The organism is Secundilactobacillus mixtipabuli (assembly GCF_002217925.1).
GTDB lineage: Bacteria > Bacillota > Bacilli > Lactobacillales > Lactobacillaceae > Secundilactobacillus > Secundilactobacillus mixtipabuli.
In genome coordinates, this window is sequence record NZ_BCMF01000003.1 from 156,284 (window position 1) to 178,872 (window position 22,589).

The following is a 22,589-nucleotide window of genomic DNA, read 5'->3' on the forward strand; positions in this document are numbered from 1 at the left end:
AAATACTTAAATTATCCTGAATATTCAAATAAACTGTATAAATGCTCGAAGATATTCAATGTCAAATTAAAGTGTGAAAAAATGTACATTTCAGATGTGAAAGCGCTTTAGAAAACGGTTACAATACAAGGTATGATGATGTTGTTCAAATGAGATAGGAGGTAACACAGATGACAAAACCAATTCACGTCACTTCCGAGATTGGAAAATTGAAAGTTGTGATGTTAAAGCGGCCCGGCGTTGAAGTTGAAAACTTCACACCAGATATGATGCCCCGATTGCTTTTTGATGACATCCCATACTTACCTGTAGCCCAAAAGGAACATGATGCCTTTGCGGATACACTTAGGGATAACGGTGTTGAGGTCTTATATCTTGAAAAATTGGCAGCCGAAGCACTCGATGCTGGCGGTGACCAAGTTAAAGACGCATTTCTTGAACAAATGCTTGCAGAATCTGGCTACGCAGCTGGCGTTTTGCACAACGTTTTGAAAGAATACCTCAACTCAATGTCAACTCAGGATATGGTTATTAAGATCATGGGCGGTGTTCGTAAGAACGAACTTGACTTTGTGCCACGCGACCTTGTCAGTGCGGCCGAAGAAGAGGATTACCCATTCTTCATGGATCCAATGCCTAACCTCTACTTCACACGAGACCCAGCAGCCTCAATCGGTGATGGACTCAGCATTAACCACATGACATTTACGGCCCGTCGTCGTGAATCACTGTTTATGGAAGAGATTATTAAATACCACCCACGTTTTGCTAACCAAGGCGTTCAGGTATGGCGTGATCGTAACCATGATACTCGTATTGAAGGTGGGGACGAATTAGTTCTCAGTGACACTGTACTTGCAATCGGTGTTTCACAACGGACTTCAGCCAATGCCATTGAAGACATTGCTCGTAACCTCTTCAAGAACAAGAGCGGTTATGAAAAGATCATTGCCATTCGCATTCCGCATAACCATGCGATGATGCATTTGGACACTGTCTTTACCATGATCAACAAGGATCAATTCACTGTTCACCCAGGTATCTTAGGTGAAGGTGGCCACATTGATACTTGGACGATCACCCAAGGCAAAGATGGTGAATTAAACCTCGACCACAGAACTGATTTGAAGCAAGTCCTTAAAGACGCACTTCACTTAGACGATCTTGACTTAATTCCAACTGGTGCCGGCGATCCAATCGTCTCAGCCAGAGAACAATGGAACGATGGTTCAAACACGTTGGCAATTGCACCAGGTGTCGTTGTTACTTACAACCGTAACTACGTTTCCAACCGGGTACTTCGCGAACATGGCCTTAAAGTTCTGGAAGTTCTTTCAAGTGAATTATCTCGGGGCCGTGGGGGTCCACGTTGCATGAGCATGCCATTAGTAAGAGAAGATCTATAAAAGGGAGAATTTTAACATGACAGATTTCAAAAATAGTGTATTTCAGGGCCGTTCAGTACTGGCTGAAAAGGACTTTACCGCGGCTGAATTAGAATACTTGATCGATTTTGGTTTGCATTTAAAGGCTTTAAAAAAGGCTGGCATTCCACATCATTATTTGGAAGGCAAAAATATTGCTTTACTGTTTGAAAAGACTTCAACTCGAACACGTTCAGCATTTACGACCGCTGCGATTGATCTTGGCGCTCACCCAGAATTCTTAGGTGCTAACGATATTCAGCTCGGTAAGAAGGAATCTGTCGAAGATACTGCTAAAGTACTGGGAAGCATGTTTGACGGCATTGAATTCCGTGGCTTCAGCCAAAAAGTTGTTGACCAGTTGGCAGAATTCGGCGGTGTACCAGTTTGGAACGGCTTAACCGACGAATGGCACCCAACTCAAATGCTGGCTGACTTCATGACGGTTAAGGAAAACTTTGGTCACTTAAAGGGCTTAACATTAACCTTTATGGGTGATGGCCGTAACAACGTTGCTAACTCATTGTTGGTAACTGGTGCCATCTTAGGTGTCAACATTCACATCGTTGCCCCTAAGGAATTACACCCAACCAAGGAAATCCAAGACTTAGCTAACGGATTTGCCGCTAAATCAGGTGCTCAATTACTCATCACCGATGATCTCGACAAAGGTATGAAGGGTTCAAACATCGTTTATACCGACGTCTGGGTATCAATGGGCGAAAGCAACTGGGAAGAACGGGTCAAATTATTGAAGCCATACCAAGTTAACATGGCTGCACTTAAGAAGACCGGCACCCCAGATGATCAACTGATCTTCATGCATTGCTTACCAGCATTCCATGATACTGATACTGAATATGGTAAAGAAATTCAAGAAAAATATGGTATTACTGAAATGGAAGTTACTGATGAAGTCTTTCGTAGTTCATACGCACGCCAATTCGAAGAAGCAGAGAACCGGATGCACTCCATTAAAGCGATGATGGCAGCAACTTTAGGAAATCTCTTCATTCCAAGAGTTTAATCACTTGCGATAATTGGAATAAAAGACGTTTAACTCCCAATAGATGAGGGGTCGCGCTAGAATAATCTGGTTCAAAGATTATTTAAGTGCGGCCCCTTATCGTGGTGAACTCGAAATTAAACGAGCAAATAAAAATTGGCTCATATAGAAACGAAAGGATGTTTATTATGTCAGGAAGAAAAATCGTCGTCGCACTCGGCGGTAACGCCATCCTATCTAAGGATGCTAGTGCAGCAGCGCAACAACAAGCTTTACTCGATACAGCTCGCTACCTAGTGGAATTTATCAAGCAAGGTGATCATTTGATCATCGCCCATGGTAACGGTCCACAAGTAGGTAATTTATTACTTCAGCAAGCTGCAGGCAGTACTGAAGCCAACCCAGCAATGCCATTGGATACAGCCGTCGCTATGACTCAAGGCAGCATCGGTTACTGGATGCAAAATGCTTTGAGCCAAGTATTAGCTGAAAACGGGATGAATGTGGACGTCGCAACGGTGGTCACTCAAGTTGAAGTGGCACCTGATGACCCTGCTTTCACTAACCCATCCAAACCAATTGGCCCATTCTATAGTAAAGACGAAGTTACTAAGCTTCGTGCCGAACATCCAGACCAAACATTTGTTGAAGATGCTGGCCGGGGTTATCGTAGAGTTGTTCCTTCACCGAAGCCAATTGGGGTTAACGAGTCAAATGTCGTGAATAAACTTGTCGATGCTGATATTATCCCAGTGGCAGTAGGTGGCGGCGGTGTGCCAGTTGTTCGTGATGGCAACCGGTTCGTTGGCCGTGAAGCCGTTATTGATAAAGACTTCGCATCAGAAAAGCTGGCCGAGCTTGTCGGGGCTGACCTGCTGATTATCCTGACTGCCGTAGATAACATCTACGTGAACTTCAACAAACCTGATCAAAAGCAATTAACCAACGTGACTGTCAAGGAATTGAAAGACTACATCAAGCAAGATCAATTCGCTAAAGGCAGCATGTTACCTAAGGTTGAAGCTGCAATCAAGTTTGTTGAACAGCGTCCAGATGCCAAAGCTGTTGTGACATCACTGCAGAACGTTGGTCAATTTCTAAGCGAAGGCAGCGGTACGATTATCACTGCTGCTCCAGTACCCACCAAATAGTCCAGGTACGGCATAGCAAAAGATTGAAAAGGGGACTCGACATGAACAGAACAGACGAACTTGAAAAGTATCGCAAAATCATCCGGCAGCAAGCAGAATTTGCGCCCCTGACTGATAGTGAATTTAATCAGTTGGCAGATCAAATGCAGATCAAAACCTTCTCTAAGGGTCAGGTCTTATTTGATCAAGGTGATCCGCGAACCCGTTTTTACTATGTCCTAGACGGGGTCGTTCGCCTCGAACGGGTGGATGAATCCGGTAGTTTTCCGTTCATTAACTATGTGAGTCCTCACAAAGCTTTTCCGTATCGTGGGTTATTTATTGGTGAGACGTATACCTATGCTGCGATGGCTATGACGACCATCACGATCGCTTCATTTTCGATGGCAACGTTTGAAAAATTGCTGCGCGAAAATAAGCAGATGATGGCCTTACTCATTGCCCAAATGGGTCAAATTATCAACGATACTGAGGATCGGCTGCAACGGATGGTAACTTCCAGTGCTTCGCATCGCGTCAAACAGGCGCTGATACTGATTGCTGAAGATTTGGGGACTCACGAAACGCCGGATAAAACGACGATTCCATACCCCATTACTTTGAAAGAAGTTGCCAGAGTTAGCGGGACGACCCGTGAAACAGCCGGTCAAGTCGTTGGTAAGCTGGTTGATGAAGGTATCGTGAGCTATCAGCATAAGAACTTTCAGTTTAATCCAGAGTCACTGATCTAAATAGATTTTTGAACGAAAGGATGTGTTATTTTTGGAAGAATCACATGAAGGCAAATTAAATTTATTTGAGCTGATTTCATTAGTTGTTGGTTCCATCATTGGTGGTGGGGTGTTCAACCTGATGCATGATATGGCAGCTGGTGCTGGTGCCGGTGCTATCATGATTGGGTGGGTCATTACCGCTATTGGGATGTTAACTTTAGCGAAAACATTCCAAAACTTAACGATGAAACGGCCAGACCTAGATGCCGGTGTTTATAGTTATGCTGAAGCCGGTTTCGGGAAGTACATGGGCTTTAACTCAGCCTGGGGTTACTGGTTGTCAGCATGGCTGGGGAACGTTGGTTACGCCACACTGCTGATGAGTGCGGTGGCCTACTTCTTCCCAATCTTCAAAGATGGCCAAAACCTTTGGTCAATCGCTGCTGCCTCAGTTATTCTGTGGGCCTGCCACTTTATGATTTTGAAGGGTGTCGAATCAGCATCGTTTGTTAACGCTATTATTACTATCGCAAAGCTGATCCCAATTTTCATCTTCTTAGTTATCATGGTTATTTCGTTCCGATTAGGTGTCTTCAGCCACGGATTCTGGTTCACACCAAGCGGCAGTTTCCAATTTGGTAACGTTATGGGTCAAGTTCGTAACACCATGTTAGTAACTGTTTGGGTCTTCATTGGTATTGAAGGTGCCGTTGTCTTCTCAGGCCGTGCTAAGAAGCGTTCTGATGTTGGTAAAGCCACGGTCCTTGGGATCATTACCGTTATCTTGATCTACGCATTGATCACCTTGCTGTCATTTGGTGTTATGCGTCGAGCTGGCTTAGCTAACTTGAGTCAACCCGCTATGGCTGACTTGTTACAAAGTGTCGTTGGTAAGTGGGGCGCCATTGTTGTTAACGGTGGTCTGATTATCTCCGTTGTTGGTGCTTGGTTATCATGGACCATGTTTGCTGGCCAATTACCATACGAAGCTGCCAAGGTAGGGACTTTCCCAAAGATCTTTGCCAAGGAAAATGTGAATGGTGCACCAATCAACTCATTGCTCTTCACGAACGTCTGTGTTGAATTGTTCATGTTCAGTTACTTGATTACCGCATCAGCTTACAACTTCTTCTATTCAATCGCTAGTGCCGCTATTCTGATTCCATACGCATTCTCGGCATTCTATCAATTGAAGTTCACGATGCACGAATCAGCTGGCACACCTGGCCGTACTGGCAACTTAGTTGTTGGTTGGATTGCAAGTATTTACGCTGTATGGCTATTGTACGCATCTAACTTAGGTTACATTCTCTTGATGAGTCTATTGTTCGCTGTTGGTATTCCGGTTTACTTCTTGCTGCAAAAGAACGACAACCATGCCGATAAGATCTTCTCATCTGGCGAACGGATCCTTGCTATCGCAATCTTCATCGTCGCCTTGTTGACCGTCTTTGAACTCTTCCGTTTGGGTGTCAACGGTGTGACCGGTCTTGATTGGAGTCAGATGGGTAAATTATTCTAACGAGTAGGTGAGACAAGATGAAAAAGACTGTTCGCCAAAACAAAATTGAACAGCTGATTAATCAATATGTGATTTCGACGCAAGAAGAACTGATGGAACGCCTGCATCAAGCTGGCATTACCGCGACTCAAGCGACGATTTCACGGGATATCCGCGAAATGCAGATTGTGAAACAACAAGATGCTGGCGGCTCTTCTCGCTATATGATTTATAAAGCAGGTAATCAAAATGAGATGCAGCATTTGTACCGTTCTATTGGCGAAACAGTAACGGAAGTTGATCGTATTCAGTTTCTTAACGTGATTCATACTTTTCCGAGCTACGCGAATATGCTGGCAGCGATTCTTGATGACCTGGATCTCCCTGAAGTTAAGGGATCGTTAGCGGGTCATGACGCAATTATCGTTATCAGTGCAGACGAGATTGAAGCTCAAAAAGTCTATGATCTCTTTAAAAAGCATATGAATGAAACTCTTGCCGAATAAAATCGAGCTGTGACAAAACTCGGTAGATTCCAGAAGTTAACGTGAATAATGCCTATTCCGCGCTTTTTGCGGGATAGGCATTATTTGCGTTAACTGGCCGGAATCTGAGTTTTGGCACGTAATGAGGCTATATTGACGGATAGCACCAAGGTAAAATAACAACGTATTTTGTCTTAAAATTGCTCATAAAAAGGCGCCGATAGCAGCTAACTATCAGCGTCTTCTATGGTTTAAAGTTATTTCGTTAATCGCCGGCTTACAACGTTGCCAATACTTTGGATAACCTGTACTAGAATAATCAGGATCACGATTGAAGTATACATAATGTCTGGCTGGTAGCGCTGGAATCCGTATTGGTAGGCAATGTCACCAAGACCACCGGCGCCGACTAGTCCTGCCATGGCAGTGGCCCCAATCAGGCCAATGGCAGCCAGTGTTAAGCCACGGATGATTCCACTGCGCGCTTCTCTCAGTAAGACGCGGCTGATGATCTTATAATTACTAATGCCCATTGACTGGTAGGCCTCGATGATACCGGGGTCAACGTCCAGTAGGGAAGATTCAATTAACCGTGCTAAGAATGGTGCACAGTAGACAACCAGTGGCAGGATCACACCACGGATACCGATCGTTGTCCCGACCAAAAACCGCGTGATTGGTAAAATCAGAAACAGCAGGATGATGAACGGCAATGACCGCAAAATATTAACGATAGTTTCTAGAGTGGCGTGCAATGACGCATTGGGATACATTCCTTTAACGTTGGTTTCCACTAGGAGAACGCCCAAGGGAACCCCAATGATAACCGTAATAATCAACGTGATAATGGTCATTGTCAAAGTGTCGGTTAAACCGTTGACGATGGTATTACCCCATTCAGCTATGAAATTACTCAACTTGTTCAACCTCCTCTACGATAACGCCCTTATCTTTGAGATACTGGATTTCCGCATCATAACTGTCATTATTTTCAATCGAAATCAGCAGTTTACCATAGGGCTGTTCCTTGAGGTACTCAATGGAACCAGCCATGATGTTGGGTTCAACGTGGAACTGCTTGGTTAACTGTGCGATCACTGGTGTTGAGGCTTCATTACCAATGAATTTGATCAGTAAAACGTGATTGTGCTTTTGAGTCTCAGCCAGTAACGTTGCCGGGACACCTGAAAGATCGCTGGAACCCAAGAACTGACGAGTGACTGCTTTCTTTGGATTAGTGAAAATGTCGATGGTTCGGCCCTGTTCAACCAGTTCTCCCGATTCCATGACTGCTACTTTGTCACAAACGCTCTTAACAACATCCAGTTCATGGGTAATGATGAAAATGGTGATGCCTAGTTTCTGGTTAATATCTTTCAACAGATCCAGGATTGAACTGGTGGTTTCAGGATCTAAGGCACTGGTCGCTTCATCAGATAGGAGGATTTGCGGCTCATGAGCTAATGCACGGGCCACGGCCACCCGTTGTGACTGCCCGCCAGAAAGCTGTGACGGATAACTGTTACGGCGATCCCAGAGGCCCACAATTTTTAAGTATTTTTCGGCACGTTGCTTGATCTCATTTGTGGGCAGCTTTTCTAGTTTCAGCGGAATCGTGATGTTTTGGTAAATCGTGGCGGTCTTTAGCAAGTTGTAGTTTTGGAAGATCATACCGATTTTATGCCGCAACTGTGCCAACTTTTCCTTATTTAGTTTGGTCACGTCTTGATCATCAATCATCACGGAACCCTCAGTTGGCGTTTCAAGACCGTTGATCATCCGAATCAGCGTACTTTTACCAGCACCGGAGTAGCCGATGACACCGAAGATTTCACCTTGATCGACTGAAATCGAAACGTCGTGTACGGCGTGGACTTCCTTAGTTGTGGAAGTACCCTTGAATGTTTTGCTGACGTGATTAAATGTAATAAATGGTGTTTTTGCGTTTTCTACCATTGTGGCACCACAGCCCCTTTAAATTCCTTGTTGATGTAGTTTTTGATGGTCTTAGATTGGTAATACTTCTTAACTTGTTTGATCACTTTATCGTTCTTGTGGCCCTTTTGAACAACGAAGTAGTTAGCGTAAACGTTATGTTTCAAAGGTTCGTGAGCGAGGGCGGTCTTGAGGTAAATGTGGTTGGCCAGCGCGAAGTTACTATTGATAGCTGCCACGGTAATGTCGTTTAATTGCTTAGGCAATTGTGAAGCATCTAGTTCGTAAACCTTGAGGTGCTTAGGGTTAGAAGCAATATCCTTCTTAGTGGCTTTTTCACCGGCACCCTTACGTAACTTGATGATACCGTTCTTTTGGAACAGTTCCAGAGCACGGGTTTCATTAGCTGGGTCGTTTGGAACGGCAATCTTATCGCCGCTCTTCAGGTCCTTTAAGTTCTTGATGGACTTAGAGTAGAGGCCCATGGGAAGGGCAATTGTCTTGAAGGCTTCGTCGAACTTGTATTGTTTATCCTGTTCCTGTTGCTTCAAGAATTGACCTGTTTGATAAGAGTTAGCACCAATATCACCAGAAGAGAGGGCTGAGTTTGGTGTGTTGTAATCGGTAAATGAACGGACCTTGATTGTTAAGCCGTCTTTGGCAGCCAACTTCTTAACTTGGTCTAAAATTTGTTCGTGAGGGCCGGCAGTCACGCCGATCGTAATTTTCTTGGTATCCAATTGTTTGCTTGAGCTGTTGCCACAGGCGGCTAAAGTTGCACTGGTAGCTAAGACTAATCCGGCAAGGCCTAATAATTTCAGTAATCTTTTTTTCATATTAAATTCCCCCTATTTGGCGTTTAAAATGTTATTGGCATGTTCTGCTAAGTGAACGACATCTCTCAAGAAGTCATGAGTAACGGCATTGTAGCCGTTCTTTTGACCCAAATCATACAGGTAACCGTTGATGTAATCGACTTCAGTCGGCCGGTTCTTGCGAATATCTTGGAACATTGATGAGTAGTGGTTCGGTGTCAGATCACGGGTTTCGTGATAAATCAGCTCAGTGGCTTCTTCCTTGGTTTGAATTGGCTTGATACCCGCTGCATCGAAGACTTCATAAGCTTCTTTGACTAACTTATCCACCAAAGTCGGGGCAACGTCAGCTGAAATGAATTGTCCCTGACGTAATCTAAACATTGAACTTAAGGTGTTCACAACCGAGTTATAAATGACCTTGGTCAGCAACGTTCCGATGAAGTTAGTGGTTAGCCCTGGGTTAGTCCCAGCAGCGTCCCATTCGTCGATGACTTTGTGGGTAAAGTCATCTGGTTTTTCGGTTTGGTTAACCAGATGAAGTGAACCGGCGTGCTTCTTACCAATGAAGTCGACTTCGCCAGGTTTAGTCAAAACCGTACCGATCATAGCAGTTCCGGCAATGACGTACTTTGGATCAAAGTACTGGTTGATTTTTTCAATGTGGCCCATGCCATTCATTAAGGTAATGGCATATTGCCCTTCTTGGAAGAAATGAGCACAACGCGTCAGCATTTCTTGCAGGCCCATCTGCTTGCACATAATGATGTAGGCGTCTGGCTTGCCGGTGTAATCTTCTGGGTAACTGATGTTGATGTTGACCAAGTGACGGTTTTGACCATCACGGGTAACATACACGCCACCTTGTTTCTTAATGGCCTCTACTTGAGGATCCCAGTCATCAACAAAATCAACTTGTTGACCCGTTTCCTGAAGTAAAACCCCAAAACGAAGACCCATAGCACCTGAACCTAATACTGTATAATGCATCAATCCCACATCCCTCTTAAAGTTTTCAAAAAATGAAACGCCAAATAAAAAATCCCTGCATCGCATAATATATGCAACACAGGGACGATTTTTAACCGTGGTACCACCCAGATTACTAGTCAATGACTAGTCTCTCTAACACAAATAATGTTCGGGATTATATCGTATCCTCACGAATTATTGGCTTTCACCGCAAATTAAACTCCGAGCTCATCTTCGGCATCTTTCAATCACCCGTTCTCACCAATCGGGGCTCTCTTGAAATTAAAGGGTGCGTACTCTTCTCATCAACGTTTCATTTTTTAATTTATGTGTTGAATAGTAGCAGGTAAATTTGAAACTGTCAAATCTTTTTTAATTTTATTTCAGTTATAGTGGCCGAAATATAGGTGTAATTCCTTTGTACAGTGAATTAAAGTGTTATCTTGAAAAATTAGAAAAAGATTCACTTATTCTCATAAACGTTATTTTGGAACGCTGAAAATCGCCGTTTTACTTTTCGGGATATCATCAAAAACCAATTTGTTTTTAATCCTAATATTGACACTCTTTAAATACTGTTTGATAATTAACGGTATTCAATTATCAACGCATAAACTGGGAGAAATCAATTGATTAAATATTTGGGTAGGGGAATGACAAATAATGACAAAGATTTTGGCTTACAACGTTCGTGAAGATGAGCAGCCCTTTATTGATCAATGGGCAAAAGAACATGACGTTCAAGTGGATAGCACGTTAAAAGAGTTACATGATGATACGGTGGGGATGGTTCAAGGCTATGATGGTGTTGATTTCAAGCAACGGACTGTTGTGACCCAGAGCCCCGATTTTTATAAGCAATTAGCGAGTTACGGCATCATTCAGCTATCAGCTCGTTCTGCCGGTATTGATACCGTGAACTTGAAGTGGGCGAAGGAAAATCATTTGCGCGTGACCAACGTGCCGTCTTACTCACCGGAAGCGGTCGCTGAGTTAGCCTTAACACAGGCTTTACAGCTCATTCGACACATTCCTCAATTTAATGACCGGCTTAGCGACAATAACTATGTCGTGCTCGGCTTGCGGTCACAGGAATTAACTGAGCTGACCGTTGGGATCATTGGCGTCGGCCGCATCGGGGGAACGTTAGCCAGAATTTTCCATGCCCTTGGCGCAACGGTGATTGGCAACGATTTACGGGCTCCTCGAGAAGACTTGCGGGGTGTCATGACTTACGTCAGCAAGGAAGAATTATACAAACGAGCTGATATTATCTCCATGCATGTTTGGGGCGGCGAAGATAACTACCATTTGATTAACGATAAGGCCTTTGCGCAAATGAAATCCACGACTTACTTCATCAACGATTCGCGCGGGCCGGTGGTTGATACGCAAGCATTGATCCGTGCACTGAATAACCAGCAAATCGCGGGAGCAGCACTGGACGTGGTTGAGGATGAAACTAAGATTTTTAACCAAAAGTTTGATGGCCCCACACCAATCGAACATTACAATCAGTTAAAGCAAATGGCTAACGTTCTGTTAACGCCGCACGTGGCGTTCTTCACTGATCATGCGGTGAAGAATATGGTCATGCAGTCGCTGGATGATACGCTGGCGATTATTAGTGGTGGAAAGAGTGAACATGAATTTTAGAGAGCGCGGAACAACACGGATTGATTCCAGAATATAACGACAAAAAGGCAGGTCCATGAATTTGGGGACCTGCCTTTTTGTCGTTATATGGCCGGAATCAGTGTTGTGGAGCGAATTTAGGCTATGTAGCATTAACACGCTAAACCACAACCATTCCAGATTTATTTCTTATTCAATTCCTTCAAATACTTCAAAGCAACTGTCTTATAAACGTCATCCATGACTAAGAACTGGCTTAGTTCAACGTATTCGTTCATCTTGTGGGCATTTTCCCAGTCACCAGCACCCATGACGACGATTGGAAATTGATTTTCTGCTTTACGGTATTCTGAAGCATCGGTAGCGCCATGAATCACTTTTAACTCAACGTCATGTTTGAGTGCCTTGCCGGATTCAGTTTGCGCTAATTGAACCAACGGATCTTCTTTATCAGTAACCACTGGATCAAAGGACATGTCAACGTTGAAGGACAGGTCAGCACCAGGGGCAGAACTCAGGCCACGGCAAATCATGTTCAAGCGCTTGATGACCGCACCGTTACCAAATTCAGGTGTTGCACGAATGTTGCCTTGCAATTCGGCATGACCAGGAATGGTGTTAACTTGGTCGCCACTGTTGAAGACGGTGATACTGTGAACCAGCGGCCCAACTTCCTTGCTAGGCTTAACGTCAGCAAACAGGTCGGCTTCGGCATTCACAAATTTAACCAAGTTGGTCAAAGCGTTTACGCCTTGTTCTGGAATCGAACTGTGGACTGGGGTGCCTTCTGAAGTAACGGTATAATTCAGTGAACCGTTGTGAGCGTAAACCACATCGCCACTGGTTGGTTCACCAATAATCATGCCGTTAACGTCATCAACTTCACCTTGTTCAGTTAATTGTTTAGAACCCAAAGCACCGTACTCTTCACCAACTGTTGCTAAGAGGCGAATCCGGCCAGGAATTTTCGTTTTACTGTCGGCTAAGTCGATCATGGCAATCACCATGGCAGCTAAACTGCCTTTCATATCGGCACTGCCGCGACCGTACAGGCGGTCACCGTGGATTTCAGCTGACAATGGCCCATGTGCCCAGTCATCTAAGTTGCCGAAACTGACAGTATCCATGTGACCGGCAAAGGCGAAGACGGGTGTTGCGTCTGGTTCGCCAAGTTCAGCAATCAAGTTGTTGCGCCCAGTGGCTGTTTCAACTTGCTTAACTGTGATGCCGTGATCCGTGAGTAACTTTTCTAAGTAATCTGCGATCATTTTTTCGTGATCATTAGCCGAATCAATTTGCACCAAGTGCGTTAGGATGTCAATTTTATTTTCTTTATCCATGGTGACCTCCGCTTTCATTTTCAGACTTATACTTTTAGTATAAACGTTTTAACTTCACTTGTCCCCTTTTGCACCTCTAACGGCAGATATGAAAACGCGCTAGATCAGTGCTATGAAAGCTTTTAAATGAATTTTTACCGATTCATTAGTTTGAAGTAAAAGGGAGCTATTTTTAAAATTTTACGGGACTTGTTAGCCTAAAAAAATGCCTATCCAACAAAACGGGATAGGCATTATTCACGTTAAATTCTGGAATCTACCGAGTTGTGTCACACGCTTGCTTTTTCTATTTTTGTGAAGCCCCAGTCGTCGTATCGATGTTGTCTGGCATCTGTGGCTTAACGGAGGCGCTGGTCGTTGCATCAGGATGGTTTGCAGGTTTAGATGATGCGCCAGAGATTGCGTCAAACGCGCCGTTTTCGAACATGGCGATGATCTTATCGGCATTGATCGTACACTCCAAGGTGCCCAAGTAATGGCTGTCATCATCACGCAGTGCGTAGTAGGTCGTCACGATTTTGTGACCCTTTTGCGTGCTGGGAATGGTTAACGAATCACGTTTGCCAGCTTTAAAACTATCGATGACGGATTTGATAGCTGGCAGAATTTGTGCAGGATGAACTTCTGCCAGCGTCTTACCAATTTGATCTTGAGAGCGAACGTGATTGCGGTCCGGCTGATCTGAGTACCAGCCAAAGCGATCATTTGCATCGACTAAGTCTAATTCAAACGGAATCGTTTTAAAGAGTTGCTGAAGCTCAGTCAGTGTTAAAGTTCCGCTGGGAAAAGTGACGTGTGCATCTTTCATAAATGGCTCATCTGACATAAAAATCATCCTCCAATATTCACTTAATAACCCTATTATAGTACGAGCCTGAGGGGACTTCAGTAAAATGCACAAGAAATTTGGAATTAGGGCTTGCCAAATTAGAACATATGTTTGTATAATGAGTACAAACATGTGTTCGAGGTGAGCGTGATGAATTACCAAAATGAACCCCATGGGGTCTTCTTTCTAATCGATAATAAGTCGTTTTACGCCAGCGTCGAAGCAGTCGCGCGGGGGTGGAACCCATTAAAGATTGCACTCGTTGTCATGAGCGAGGCCAGTAACACGAACGGCGGTCTGGTTTTAGCAACGTCGCCGGAAGCTAAAAAGCATTATCATCTGCAAGCAAATGTTTCCCGTGCGAGGGAAGTGCCACAGGATCCGCAACTGGTGGTGGTACCGCCACGGATGAATTTATATATTAAACGTAATTTGCAGATCAACGATATTTTTCGGCGGTTTGTTGCCAACGAAGATTTATTACCGTATTCAATCGACGAATCAATCTTAGATTTAACGCACTCTTGGCGGTTATTTGGTAAAACACCGCGAGAGGTAGCGATTCGGATTCAAAAAACGGTTCGACGGGAATTAGGACTCTATACCACGGTTGGAATCGGTGATAATCCGGTTCAGGCTAAGTTGGCATTGGATTTATATGCTAAACACGATGATGATTTGATTGGTGAGATTCACTATTCAACCGTACCGGAGAAAATCTGGACGGTTGATAAGCTAACGGATGTTTGGGGAATCGCGAACCGAACTGCAACGCACTTGAACCGTTTGGGTATCTATAATATGTACGAATTGGCACACGTGGATCCCTATCAGTTAAAGGGTGAGATGGGACTGATCGGCCAGCAGTTATTTGCGATGGCTTGGGGCATCGATCGGTCTCAATTGAATCAGCGGCGCGGGCCAAAAAATGCGAGTCTGGGAAATTCGCAAGTGTTACCCAGAGATTATGTGCAGCAAAAAGAGATTGAAACGGTGATTAAAGAAGTTGGCGAACAGGTGGCTTCACGGTTGCGTCACCATCATAAACAAGCAGGCTGTGTGTCGTTAGGGATTGGTTTTTCATACGCAGCCAGTGAAGCAGACGGCCGCAGCGGTTTTCATCAAGAGATGCGCATCGCACCAACCGACCAAAACGCTGAAATTGTTGCAGCGGTGATTAGAATTTTCAGACGCAACTGGGAAGGGCAGACCGTACGTAACGTTGCCGTGTATACCAGTCGGCTTTGTGCCTCAACTGGTCTGCAACTGAACTTCTTTGAGTCCGCAAAGGCGCAGATCAAGCGCACCAAAACTGATCATGTAGTTGATGCGATTCGCGACCGGTTCGGGTTCACTCGGTTAGTCTACGCCAGCAGTTTGCAAAAGGGTGGTACCGCCATTGAACGGGCATCCTTAGTCGGTGGCCATAATGGAGGAAATGCTTATGAATAAAGATTTAAAGGTCATTATCGAACGCTTGGATGCGGGCTTTAAACGGTTGCCGCAAACCCGCTATCAAGTTCAAATTACGGATGACCCTTACGATAAAACCTACAATTTTTTTCTAAATTATCAGCATCGGGGTCGACGTTTAAAGTCGCAACCGCTGCATAGTATTCGGCAATATCGGTTAACGTATTTAGAACAGCTGGTTAAAGGGTTAAGAGAGCATACGCAGCTCAGTTTTATCTACGTGGGGTTTACCGGTCAGCGCTGGCCCTCTAATCAGCGACTTATTCAAGGGAAGCGATTGAAAGATGAATAAACTCCGGCAAATTGATGATGATCAGCTAGTTCAACGCTTTTTTGAGCATGATTACCGGGATCGCGGCATTCTCAAGTGGCAAGGCTACTATCTGTCCGACCATACAGCCGCTCTTAAAAAACAGGCCAAGCAGGAGGCCAAGAAGTATCCTGCCAGAACGCAGCAATCTCTGGAAGAAATGTCACAGTTATTAAGTCAAGCCTATGCAAATGGTCAAACGGTCAGTATCCAGTTGAACAACCGTGACTTAGATGGTCATTTCTTGCCTGATTTAGTTGGTAAAGTGATTGGTTATGAGGATGATCGGGTGTATTTGGCAGGACAGAAAGGTGTGGCGTTGGGGGATGTTAGAAATGTAGAGCGTGGAAGCAGGCGTTAAGGGACTGGCGTGTAAGGGGGCGTTTGGTAGAAATCCCGGGTTTGGATTTTTGCCAAACGCCCCCTTACACATAAGTCCCTGCCTGCTGGAGCGCGTTTGGGCTGTGTAGGAGCTGGGCTGTATAACCTCACTTATTTTATATTGCCGAAACGTGTTCCGGTAAGCAGAAACTTGCACCTAAGGCAAAACTGGCAGAATTCCCAAGTTCGGGGAATTCTGCCAGTTCTGCCTTAGGCTCCAGTTTCTAATCGCTTACCTCCACACTCTAACGTGCTCCAGCAGGCAAGGAGCTATGTGTAAGCCAATATTGGCATAAATCCAAAACCGGGATTTTTGCCAACATCACCTTACACGCCGCTCCTTAACCGCCTGCTTACACACTTCTTTCTAATCCGGATCCCTCAACGACTTACCACTCTTCATCTCTTTAAAAGCTTCAAAAGCAGCGTCGATTTGCTTAAATTCTGCATCGCTTAATTTCACATCCAAAGCCTTGGCATTGGCTGCCACCTGTTCCGGCTTCTTGGCACCTGGAATGACGACACTGATCAATGGGTTCTTGATGTACCAAGCTAAAACGGTTTGCGCCACCGTTGCATCGTGCACTTCAGCAATCGGCCGGATCGCATCGACCGCAGTGAGAATTTGGCCGTAACGCGGTTCTTGGAAGTCCGCAATCTGACTACGGATATCATCATCTGGGAAAGTGGTGTCGCGCTGATATTTACCCGTCAATAAGCCACTAGCCAACGGGAAGTACGGCACGAAACTGATGTTATTTTCCTTTAAGTACGGCAGCATATCTGCACCATGGTCTTGATGCAGCAGACTGAATTCATCTTCGACGACATCAACGTACCCGTCAGCGTTAGCTTCCTTAATTTGATCAAGGCTAAAGTTGGAAACACCAATTGCCCGAATTTTACCCTGTTCCCGTAGACGTTGCAGCGCACCCACTGCTTCGGCCTTTGGGGTGTCATGATCTGGGAAGTGCAGGTAGTAAATATCGATGTAATCGGTGCCAAGGCGTTTCAGACTATTCTCAACTTGCTGGGTAATAAACTTTGGGTCGTTACGGATAACTTGCTCACCCGTTGAAAAGTCGTGTGCACCCTTAGTTGCAATCACTAACTGGTGGCGGTCAAAGTCCTTGATTGCTTGACCCACCAGTTCTTCTGAGTGACCCAGTCCGTAAACGTAGGCGGTGTCTAACAAGGTAATGCCGTTTTCAATACCGGTTTTAACAATGTTTAAGCCGTCGTCGTCATTCAAATTAGGGAAGAGGTTATAGCCGCCAACCGCGTTGGTTCCAAGACCTAGTGGCGTTGAGGTCACGTCTGATTTACCAATTTTAACTGTCTTTGTCATCAATGAATCCTCCTTGTAAGCGTTTTAACATACAGCTTTATTATAACCAGTTTAAGTCATAAAAAAAATAAAAATAAAATTAGCACTCTACTTGTAAGAGTGCTAAAAAGGTGCTATTATATAATTGTTGACGGGGATAAGAGAACTATACCAGACATGTGTTTGATATCACTCGATTATCCGCCTCGACTGACTAGACTAACCAACTTAACAGCAATCAGCGAGGCACCGTTAACCAGACGGTGCCTTTGCGTTGCGCTTGGGCGTCAAATCACATGGGGGTGCATGAAATATGGCAAATTATTTTAACAATGATCCATTCTTTAATAACAACATGGATGACATGTTTAACAGCCTTTTTCGACAGATGGGTAACGGTGAAACCGCACGCTATGAAGTTAACGGGCACGAATTAACGCCTGATGAATTTGCCCAATACCGGGCAACGGGGAAGTTACCAGACCGCGAACACGAAATTGAAGTGAACGATGCTGGCGACCACGCCGTCAAAAAGGGCGGTATTTTGGAGAAGTTAGGCCGCAACTTAACGCAAGAAGCGCGTGACGGTTTACTGGATCCGGTTATCGGCCGTGATAAGGAAATTCAAGAAACGGCTGAAATCTTAAGCCGTCGAATCAAGAACAACCCGATTCTTGTCGGTGACGCCGGTGTTGGTAAGACCGCGGTAGTTGAGGGCTTGGCACAGGCGATTGCTGATGGCAAAGTTCCTGAAGCAGTCCAAGGCAAGGAAATTTACTCGATCGACTTGTCGTCACTAGAAGCTGGGACGCAACTGCGTGGTTCATTTGAAGACAATATCAAGAACTTAGTTAAGGAAGTAAAGGCTGCCGGTAACGTCATCCTGTTCTTCGATGAAATTCACCAGATCTTAGGTATCGGCTCAACCGGTGGCGAAGAGAACGGTGGTAAAGGGTTAGCTGACATCATCAAGCCATCACTTTCTCGTGGTGACATTACCGTGATTGGGGCAACGACTCAGGACGAATACCGGAACACCATTTTAAAGGATACGGCGTTAGCTCGTCGGTTCAACGATGTGACGATCAACGAACCATCACCAGAAACGACACTGGCAATCTTGAAAGGGGTCAAAGGCCTCTACGAGAAGCACCATCACGTTAGCTTGCCTGACGATGTTTTGAAGGCCGCGGTGGACTACTCCGTTCAATACATGCCGCAACGAACATTGCCAGATAAGGCAATCGACTTGATCGACATGACCGCGGCTCACTTAGCAGCCGGTAACGCTGGTTCCGATGAAGCGAGCCTGAAAGAACAGTTGAAGGCTGCTCAAAAGACGAAGGATGAAGCCGCTAAAGCTGAAGACTACGAAAAGGCCGCCAAAGCTAAGGAACGCGTCGAAAAACTGGCAGCGCAAATCAAGAACGCTGACGATACCGCTGAAAGTAATGTGGTGGCAACGCCAAACGACGTCGCTGAATCCGTTCAACGGCTGACTGGCATTCCAGTTGCTAAGATGGGAACCAATGATATTCAACGCTTGAAAGGGATTGCTGATCGCCTGAAGTCTAAGGTGATTGGTCAAGACGAAGCCGTTGACATGGTGGCTCGCGCTATTCGTCGTAACCGTGCTGGTTTTGACGAAGGCAACCGGCCAATCGGCAGTTTCCTGTTTGTCGGCCCTACCGGTGTTGGTAAGACGGAACTCGCTAAGCAATTAGCCCTTGATATGTTCGGTAACAAGGATGCCATTATCCGGTTAGACATGAGTGAATACAGCGACCGGACTGCGGTTTCCAAGTTAATTGGGACTAGCGCTGGGTACGTTGGCTACGAAGATAACGGCAATACGTTAACTGAACAAGTTCGTCGTAACCCATACTCAATCGTCCTTTTGGATGAAATTGAAAAGGCTGATCCACAAGTTTTGACCCTGTTGCTGCAAGTCATGGATGACGGGCGGTTGACGGATGGTCAAGGTAACGTAGTCAACTTCAAGAACACGATTATCATTGCTACTTCTAACGCTGGCTTTGGTAATGAAGCATTGACTGGCGATAAGGAAAAGGATATCAGTTTATCCGAACGGCTAGCACCATACTTCAGACCAGAATTTTTGAACCGGTTTAACGGTATCGTTGAATTCAGTCATTTAACTAAAGATGATTTAAGTCAAATTGTTGACCTGTTATTAGTTGATGTTAACAAGACATTGGCTAAGAAGGGCATCACTTTGACGGTCTCTGACGATGCGAAGAACTGGTTGATGCAAGAAGGCTACGATGAAGCCATGGGTGCACGGCCACTTCGCCGGGTTATCGAACAGCAGATTCGTGATAAGGTCACTGACTTCTACTTGGATCACTTGGATGCTAAACAGCTGCAGGCTGACCTAGTAGATGGCACGATTAAAATTAGTGAAAAAACAGCGGTTAAGGCATAATATTGACCGTTGAATAGATAAAAGACGCTCACTTTTTGTGGGCGTCTTTTTGGTCTAAAAAATTATTGTGGTTCCCAACTGCCTTTGAACAGTTCGGTCTTCAAATCTTCAGCAGAAAGTTTCCGTTTTTGGTCGAAGCCTTTAAATGGGCGGATGGTTTCCAAAGCAGAATTTTGATATCGCTTAGCACGAGTCAGGGCATACTCCTCCAATGAGTCGTTTTTAACGTGGGTCATTAGTCGCGCGCTTGGTGTTGTGTATGGATTTTCGATGCGATCTTCCAAATCTTCTAGTTCTTCTTGGTATTCAGGACCAAGCTGAATCTGGTTGGCATACATTTCCAAGCGACGCATCAAAGCCTTGGCCTTAGCTTGAAACTGAGTGACTGAAGTTGGTTCCTCAACGGAGACAATTTCATTCATTTCGTCAGCTCGCTTAATGACCTTTTCGACTTCTTCCGGATGCAGGGCTGGTGTCATGATGAAGTAACTGGCCATTAGCCGTAGGAAACGCAGTGTCCCAGTTCTAACGCCCACTGAACTGCTAGGATCAAGATCTAGCATTCGCAGTTCAAGGTACTTCACGCCGGTTTTAGGTAAGTCTTTCAAATTAGAATTACCTTTCAGCCGAACGGCACCGTGAAACTCATAATCAGAGATCAATGTGCCATCTTTTGCCCCTTTTTCGATCCGGTCGACATAACGCTGAACATTAGTGTAGTCACCGCGGAATTTGGTGCCAAAGCCATATGAACTTTGACGGATGCTTCTGACGGGATGGTGGGGACCCGCGTTTTTATCAAAGTAACCAGTTTCAGCAATCGGACTGGCACCAAAGAGGTAAGTAATCAACCAGCGATAGCGGTTAAAGCCTTGGGCAATGACCGTATAGAGGTAGTTTTCTAATTCAACCCGGGTTTCAAAGCGATCCTTTTGGTGCTCATAAACCAATTCAAACACGTGCTCATCGATACTTAGGTTTATATGGGCGCCACAGGGTGTACCGGCTGAAAAGCCGTGCCGTTTAACCCATTCTTTCAAATAGGCTTCTTTATCTGGACCCATTTTAGCCAGTGGAATAGTTGATTTGTCCTCTGGTAATCGTGGCGGCATTGAAAGCGGCCAGAGCAGCTCACCTGGTGAAAGTGCCGTCCGTAAGGCGTTATTCAAGCTAAATAAATAGTGCATCGCATCCAGTGCGTGACTGGCTGGCGGTGTGACAACTTCCGACATCGTTTCCAAAAAATCATTGGTGATCCAGGGATTAGTTCGTTCATCTCCCGCTCCGGCTGGATAGGGTTCTTGGCTTAATTCTCCAGTTTCATCGACCCGTTGCATTTCAATTTCCAACCCCATGGTAAAATCTTGGGTTTTCGCAACCGCTTCATTATCAAAAATTAGTTGACCGATATCACTAAACATGCAAATCCCCCTATATGTGTATCCAATAAGATTATTAATATTCTATGAGAAAATATTAATCATTAGTCTACACTTTTCGGCGGGCATAGTATAGGGTCAAAATTAAATAACAGCCGGTTAGGCCTAGCAAGGTTTGAAACATGGCGGCGTAACTGGTGAGATCAATGACCTTGCCCAGTAGGTAGGCGCCAATACCCATGCCGAAATCATAACAGTTTAAGAATAAGCCAGTGGCTGATTCACGTTGAGAATTGCCAGCGGTCTTCAATACCCAAGACTGGACGGTTGGGAAAATAGCGCCGTCCGCAGCACCAAAGAAGAAGCCCGCTAGAATGAGTTGCCACTGCTCGTGCAGCATGCATAGGAGTCCTAAACTGATGATCAGGCAAAGCACGCTGGGAAGCAGGACGAAAAAGGGGCCTCGTTGGTCGAACAGATTACCAACCACTGGACGCAGGGCAACGCCAACAATTGCGGCGGTAAAGAAGAACCAGACCGTGCCGTGAACGTGGCGGAGTTCAGCAAATAAGGCAACGTAGGACAGCACCCCGCTCATCACCAGACCAAGGAAGAAGATCAGCAGTGATTGCGGCAAAAACGTCCGCCACCAACCGCTGATTTTTGGCTGTTTCTTAGTCGTCACGGTCTTAGTATGCGGGGTGATAAAGACGAGCAGACTCAGTGCAATCAGCAAGATAATGATGCAGGCTGCAAAGAAGGCGTTAAATGACAGTTTTTGGGCAATGGGCAAGGCAATCAACGGCGCCAAAGAAGCCGTTAACATGCTGCTAACGCCAAAATAGCCCATGCCTTCGCCCAGCCGGCTCAAGGATAATTCGTCAGCAGCAGCCGTGGCAAAGTAGGTTGTGCCTAAGCCGTGGCCGATACCATTTAGCAGTCGAAAGGTGATCAGAACTAAAAACGGCGTAAACAGCGGGTAGCAGATTGACGCGGCCAAGTAGAGTAAGACGGCTGTGATCAATAGCGTTTTTTTATTGAAATACTGCAATAAGCGGCCCGAAAATAGCCGGACCACCATGGCGGCAAACATGATGGTTCCCACAAATAAGCCAATCTGGGAAGCACTCAAGCCCAATGATTTGCCGTAAAGCGGTAAAACGGGCACCTGCATGTTGTAGACCATGAACAACAGGGCGTTACCACCAAAGAGCAGCATAAAGTTTTTTGTCCAAAAAGTGCGTGATGACGCCATTAATAACATCCTTTCCATATAAAAAGCCAGCCAAAATTATTGCTAATCTTGTCTGGCTCATGCCGTCCGATTTTCATCTTATCTCGTCTATTCGACGCTCCGATTTAGTAATTCAAAGTTACCTAAAGTTGCCATTCTTGTCAAGTTGCAAACAGGGCGTATCACTTGCGTATCAAGTGCTTAACCAGTATGCTAAATCCGAAGAAAGCGCT

20 protein-coding genes and 1 other annotated feature are annotated in these 22,589 nt (G+C 45.1%); of the genes, 11 read left to right on the forward strand and 9 right to left on the reverse strand.

Translation table 11 applies throughout. The features are described 5' to 3' along the window. The first annotated feature begins 170 nt into the window (after positions 1-170). The 6 genes from arcA to IWT5_RS03475 all read left to right on the forward strand — a co-directional run bounded on the left by arcA (position 171) and on the right by IWT5_RS03475 (position 6,301). On the forward strand, positions 171-1,406 hold the full coding sequence (gene arcA, locus IWT5_RS03450; protein WP_089108552.1) for an arginine deiminase: 1,236 nt from the start codon (positions 171-173) through the stop codon (positions 1,404-1,406). 16 nt (positions 1,407-1,422) lie between these two features. Beyond that, on the forward strand, positions 1,423-2,451 hold the full coding sequence (argF, locus tag IWT5_RS03455) for an ornithine carbamoyltransferase (protein ID WP_089108553.1): 1,029 nt from the start codon (positions 1,423-1,425) through the stop codon (positions 2,449-2,451). Between the two features lie 167 nt (positions 2,452-2,618). Next, positions 2,619-3,581 (forward strand): carbamate kinase, encoded by a 963-nt coding sequence (arcC, locus tag IWT5_RS03460; protein WP_089108554.1) that lies wholly within the window; start codon positions 2,619-2,621, stop codon positions 3,579-3,581. 41 nt (positions 3,582-3,622) lie between these two features. Next, positions 3,623-4,312: a Crp/Fnr family transcriptional regulator gene (locus IWT5_RS03465; protein WP_089108555.1), complete on the forward strand. Its 690-nt coding sequence runs from the start codon at positions 3,623-3,625 to the stop codon at positions 4,310-4,312. 31 nt (positions 4,313-4,343) lie between these two features. Beyond that, a complete protein-coding gene (gene arcD / locus IWT5_RS03470) occupies positions 4,344-5,816 on the forward strand; it encodes an arginine-ornithine antiporter (RefSeq protein WP_089108556.1) in 1,473 nt (490 codons plus the stop codon). A 17-nt stretch (positions 5,817-5,833) separates the two neighbouring features. Next, positions 5,834-6,301, forward strand: a complete 468-nt coding sequence (locus tag IWT5_RS03475) for an arginine repressor (RefSeq protein WP_089108557.1) — start codon at positions 5,834-5,836, stop codon at positions 6,299-6,301. Positions 6,302-6,537: 236 nt separating this feature from the next. On the opposite strand, the gene IWT5_RS03480 is transcribed toward IWT5_RS03475, so the two are convergent. The 4 genes from IWT5_RS03480 to IWT5_RS03495 are packed head-to-tail and all read right to left on the reverse strand — an operon-like array spanning position 6,538 to position 10,020. Continuing rightward, the gene (locus IWT5_RS03480) at positions 6,538-7,197 is read right to left on the reverse strand and encodes a methionine ABC transporter permease (RefSeq protein ID WP_089108558.1); all 660 of its coding nucleotides are present in this window, start codon (positions 7,195-7,197) and stop codon (positions 6,538-6,540) included. After that, on the reverse strand, positions 7,190-8,236 hold the full coding sequence (locus IWT5_RS03485; protein WP_089108559.1) for a methionine ABC transporter ATP-binding protein: 1,047 nt from the start codon (positions 8,234-8,236) through the stop codon (positions 7,190-7,192). The genes IWT5_RS03480 and IWT5_RS03485 overlap by 8 nt, the downstream gene beginning before the upstream one ends. After that, positions 8,230-9,051, reverse strand: coding sequence for a MetQ/NlpA family ABC transporter substrate-binding protein (locus IWT5_RS03490; RefSeq protein WP_089108560.1), 822 nt, complete (start codon positions 9,049-9,051; stop codon positions 8,230-8,232). Before IWT5_RS03490 ends, IWT5_RS03485 begins: the two co-directional genes overlap by 7 nt. A 12-nt stretch (positions 9,052-9,063) precedes the next feature. Further along, positions 9,064-10,020, reverse strand: coding sequence for a ketopantoate reductase family protein (locus tag IWT5_RS03495; RefSeq protein ID WP_089108561.1), 957 nt, complete (start codon positions 10,018-10,020; stop codon positions 9,064-9,066). 77 nt (positions 10,021-10,097) lie between these two features. Then, positions 10,098-10,320, reverse strand: a binding site (T-box leader). Between the two features lie 345 nt (positions 10,321-10,665). Here IWT5_RS03495 and IWT5_RS03500 point away from each other — a divergent pair. Continuing rightward, positions 10,666-11,658: a D-2-hydroxyacid dehydrogenase gene (locus IWT5_RS03500; RefSeq protein ID WP_089108562.1), complete on the forward strand. Its 993-nt coding sequence runs from the start codon at positions 10,666-10,668 to the stop codon at positions 11,656-11,658. Positions 11,659-11,819: 161 nt separating this feature from the next. Here IWT5_RS03500 and IWT5_RS03505 read toward each other — a convergent pair whose 3' ends face one another. Together IWT5_RS03505 and IWT5_RS03510 are read right to left on the reverse strand one after the other, a co-directional pair. Beyond that, complete coding sequence (locus IWT5_RS03505; protein WP_089108563.1) at positions 11,820-12,977, reverse strand: ArgE/DapE family deacylase; 1,158 nt, start codon at positions 12,975-12,977, stop codon at positions 11,820-11,822. Between the two features lie 286 nt (positions 12,978-13,263). Beyond that, entirely contained in the window at positions 13,264-13,803 is a 540-nt protein-coding gene (locus IWT5_RS03510) for a PAS domain-containing protein (RefSeq protein WP_159459277.1), read from the reverse strand. A 153-nt stretch (positions 13,804-13,956) separates the two neighbouring features. Here IWT5_RS03510 and IWT5_RS03515 point away from each other — a divergent pair, with 153 nt between their 5' ends. Genes IWT5_RS03515 through IWT5_RS03525 form a run of 3 tightly spaced genes read left to right on the forward strand, consistent with a single transcriptional unit; the run spans position 13,957 to position 15,950 of the window. Next, positions 13,957-15,258, forward strand: coding sequence for a Y-family DNA polymerase (locus tag IWT5_RS03515; RefSeq protein WP_089108565.1), 1,302 nt, complete (start codon positions 13,957-13,959; stop codon positions 15,256-15,258). Continuing rightward, positions 15,251-15,571: an acetyl-CoA carboxylase gene (locus IWT5_RS03520; RefSeq protein ID WP_225360204.1), complete on the forward strand. Its 321-nt coding sequence runs from the start codon at positions 15,251-15,253 to the stop codon at positions 15,569-15,571. The genes IWT5_RS03515 and IWT5_RS03520 overlap by 8 nt, the downstream gene beginning before the upstream one ends. Continuing rightward, positions 15,564-15,950, forward strand: a complete 387-nt coding sequence (locus IWT5_RS03525) for a hypothetical protein (RefSeq protein WP_089108567.1) — start codon at positions 15,564-15,566, stop codon at positions 15,948-15,950. The genes IWT5_RS03520 and IWT5_RS03525 overlap by 8 nt, the downstream gene beginning before the upstream one ends. Before the next feature lie 387 nt (positions 15,951-16,337). On the opposite strand, the gene IWT5_RS03530 is transcribed toward IWT5_RS03525, so the two are convergent. Further along, a complete protein-coding gene (locus IWT5_RS03530; protein ID WP_089108568.1) occupies positions 16,338-17,318 on the reverse strand; it encodes an aldo/keto reductase in 981 nt (326 codons plus the stop codon). A gap of 292 nt (positions 17,319-17,610) precedes the next feature. Between IWT5_RS03530 and IWT5_RS03535 the strand changes: the two genes are divergently transcribed. Next, complete coding sequence (locus IWT5_RS03535; RefSeq protein WP_089108569.1) at positions 17,611-19,743, forward strand: AAA family ATPase; 2,133 nt, start codon at positions 17,611-17,613, stop codon at positions 19,741-19,743. A gap of 62 nt (positions 19,744-19,805) precedes the next feature. On the opposite strand, the gene IWT5_RS03540 is transcribed toward IWT5_RS03535, so the two are convergent. Continuing rightward, a complete protein-coding gene (locus IWT5_RS03540) occupies positions 19,806-21,164 on the reverse strand; it encodes a glutamate--cysteine ligase (RefSeq protein ID WP_089108570.1) in 1,359 nt (452 codons plus the stop codon). Between the two features lie 67 nt (positions 21,165-21,231). Next, positions 21,232-22,377, reverse strand: a complete 1,146-nt coding sequence (locus tag IWT5_RS03545) for an MFS transporter (RefSeq protein WP_159459278.1) — start codon at positions 22,375-22,377, stop codon at positions 21,232-21,234. Positions 22,378-22,589: the final 212 nt, after the last annotated feature.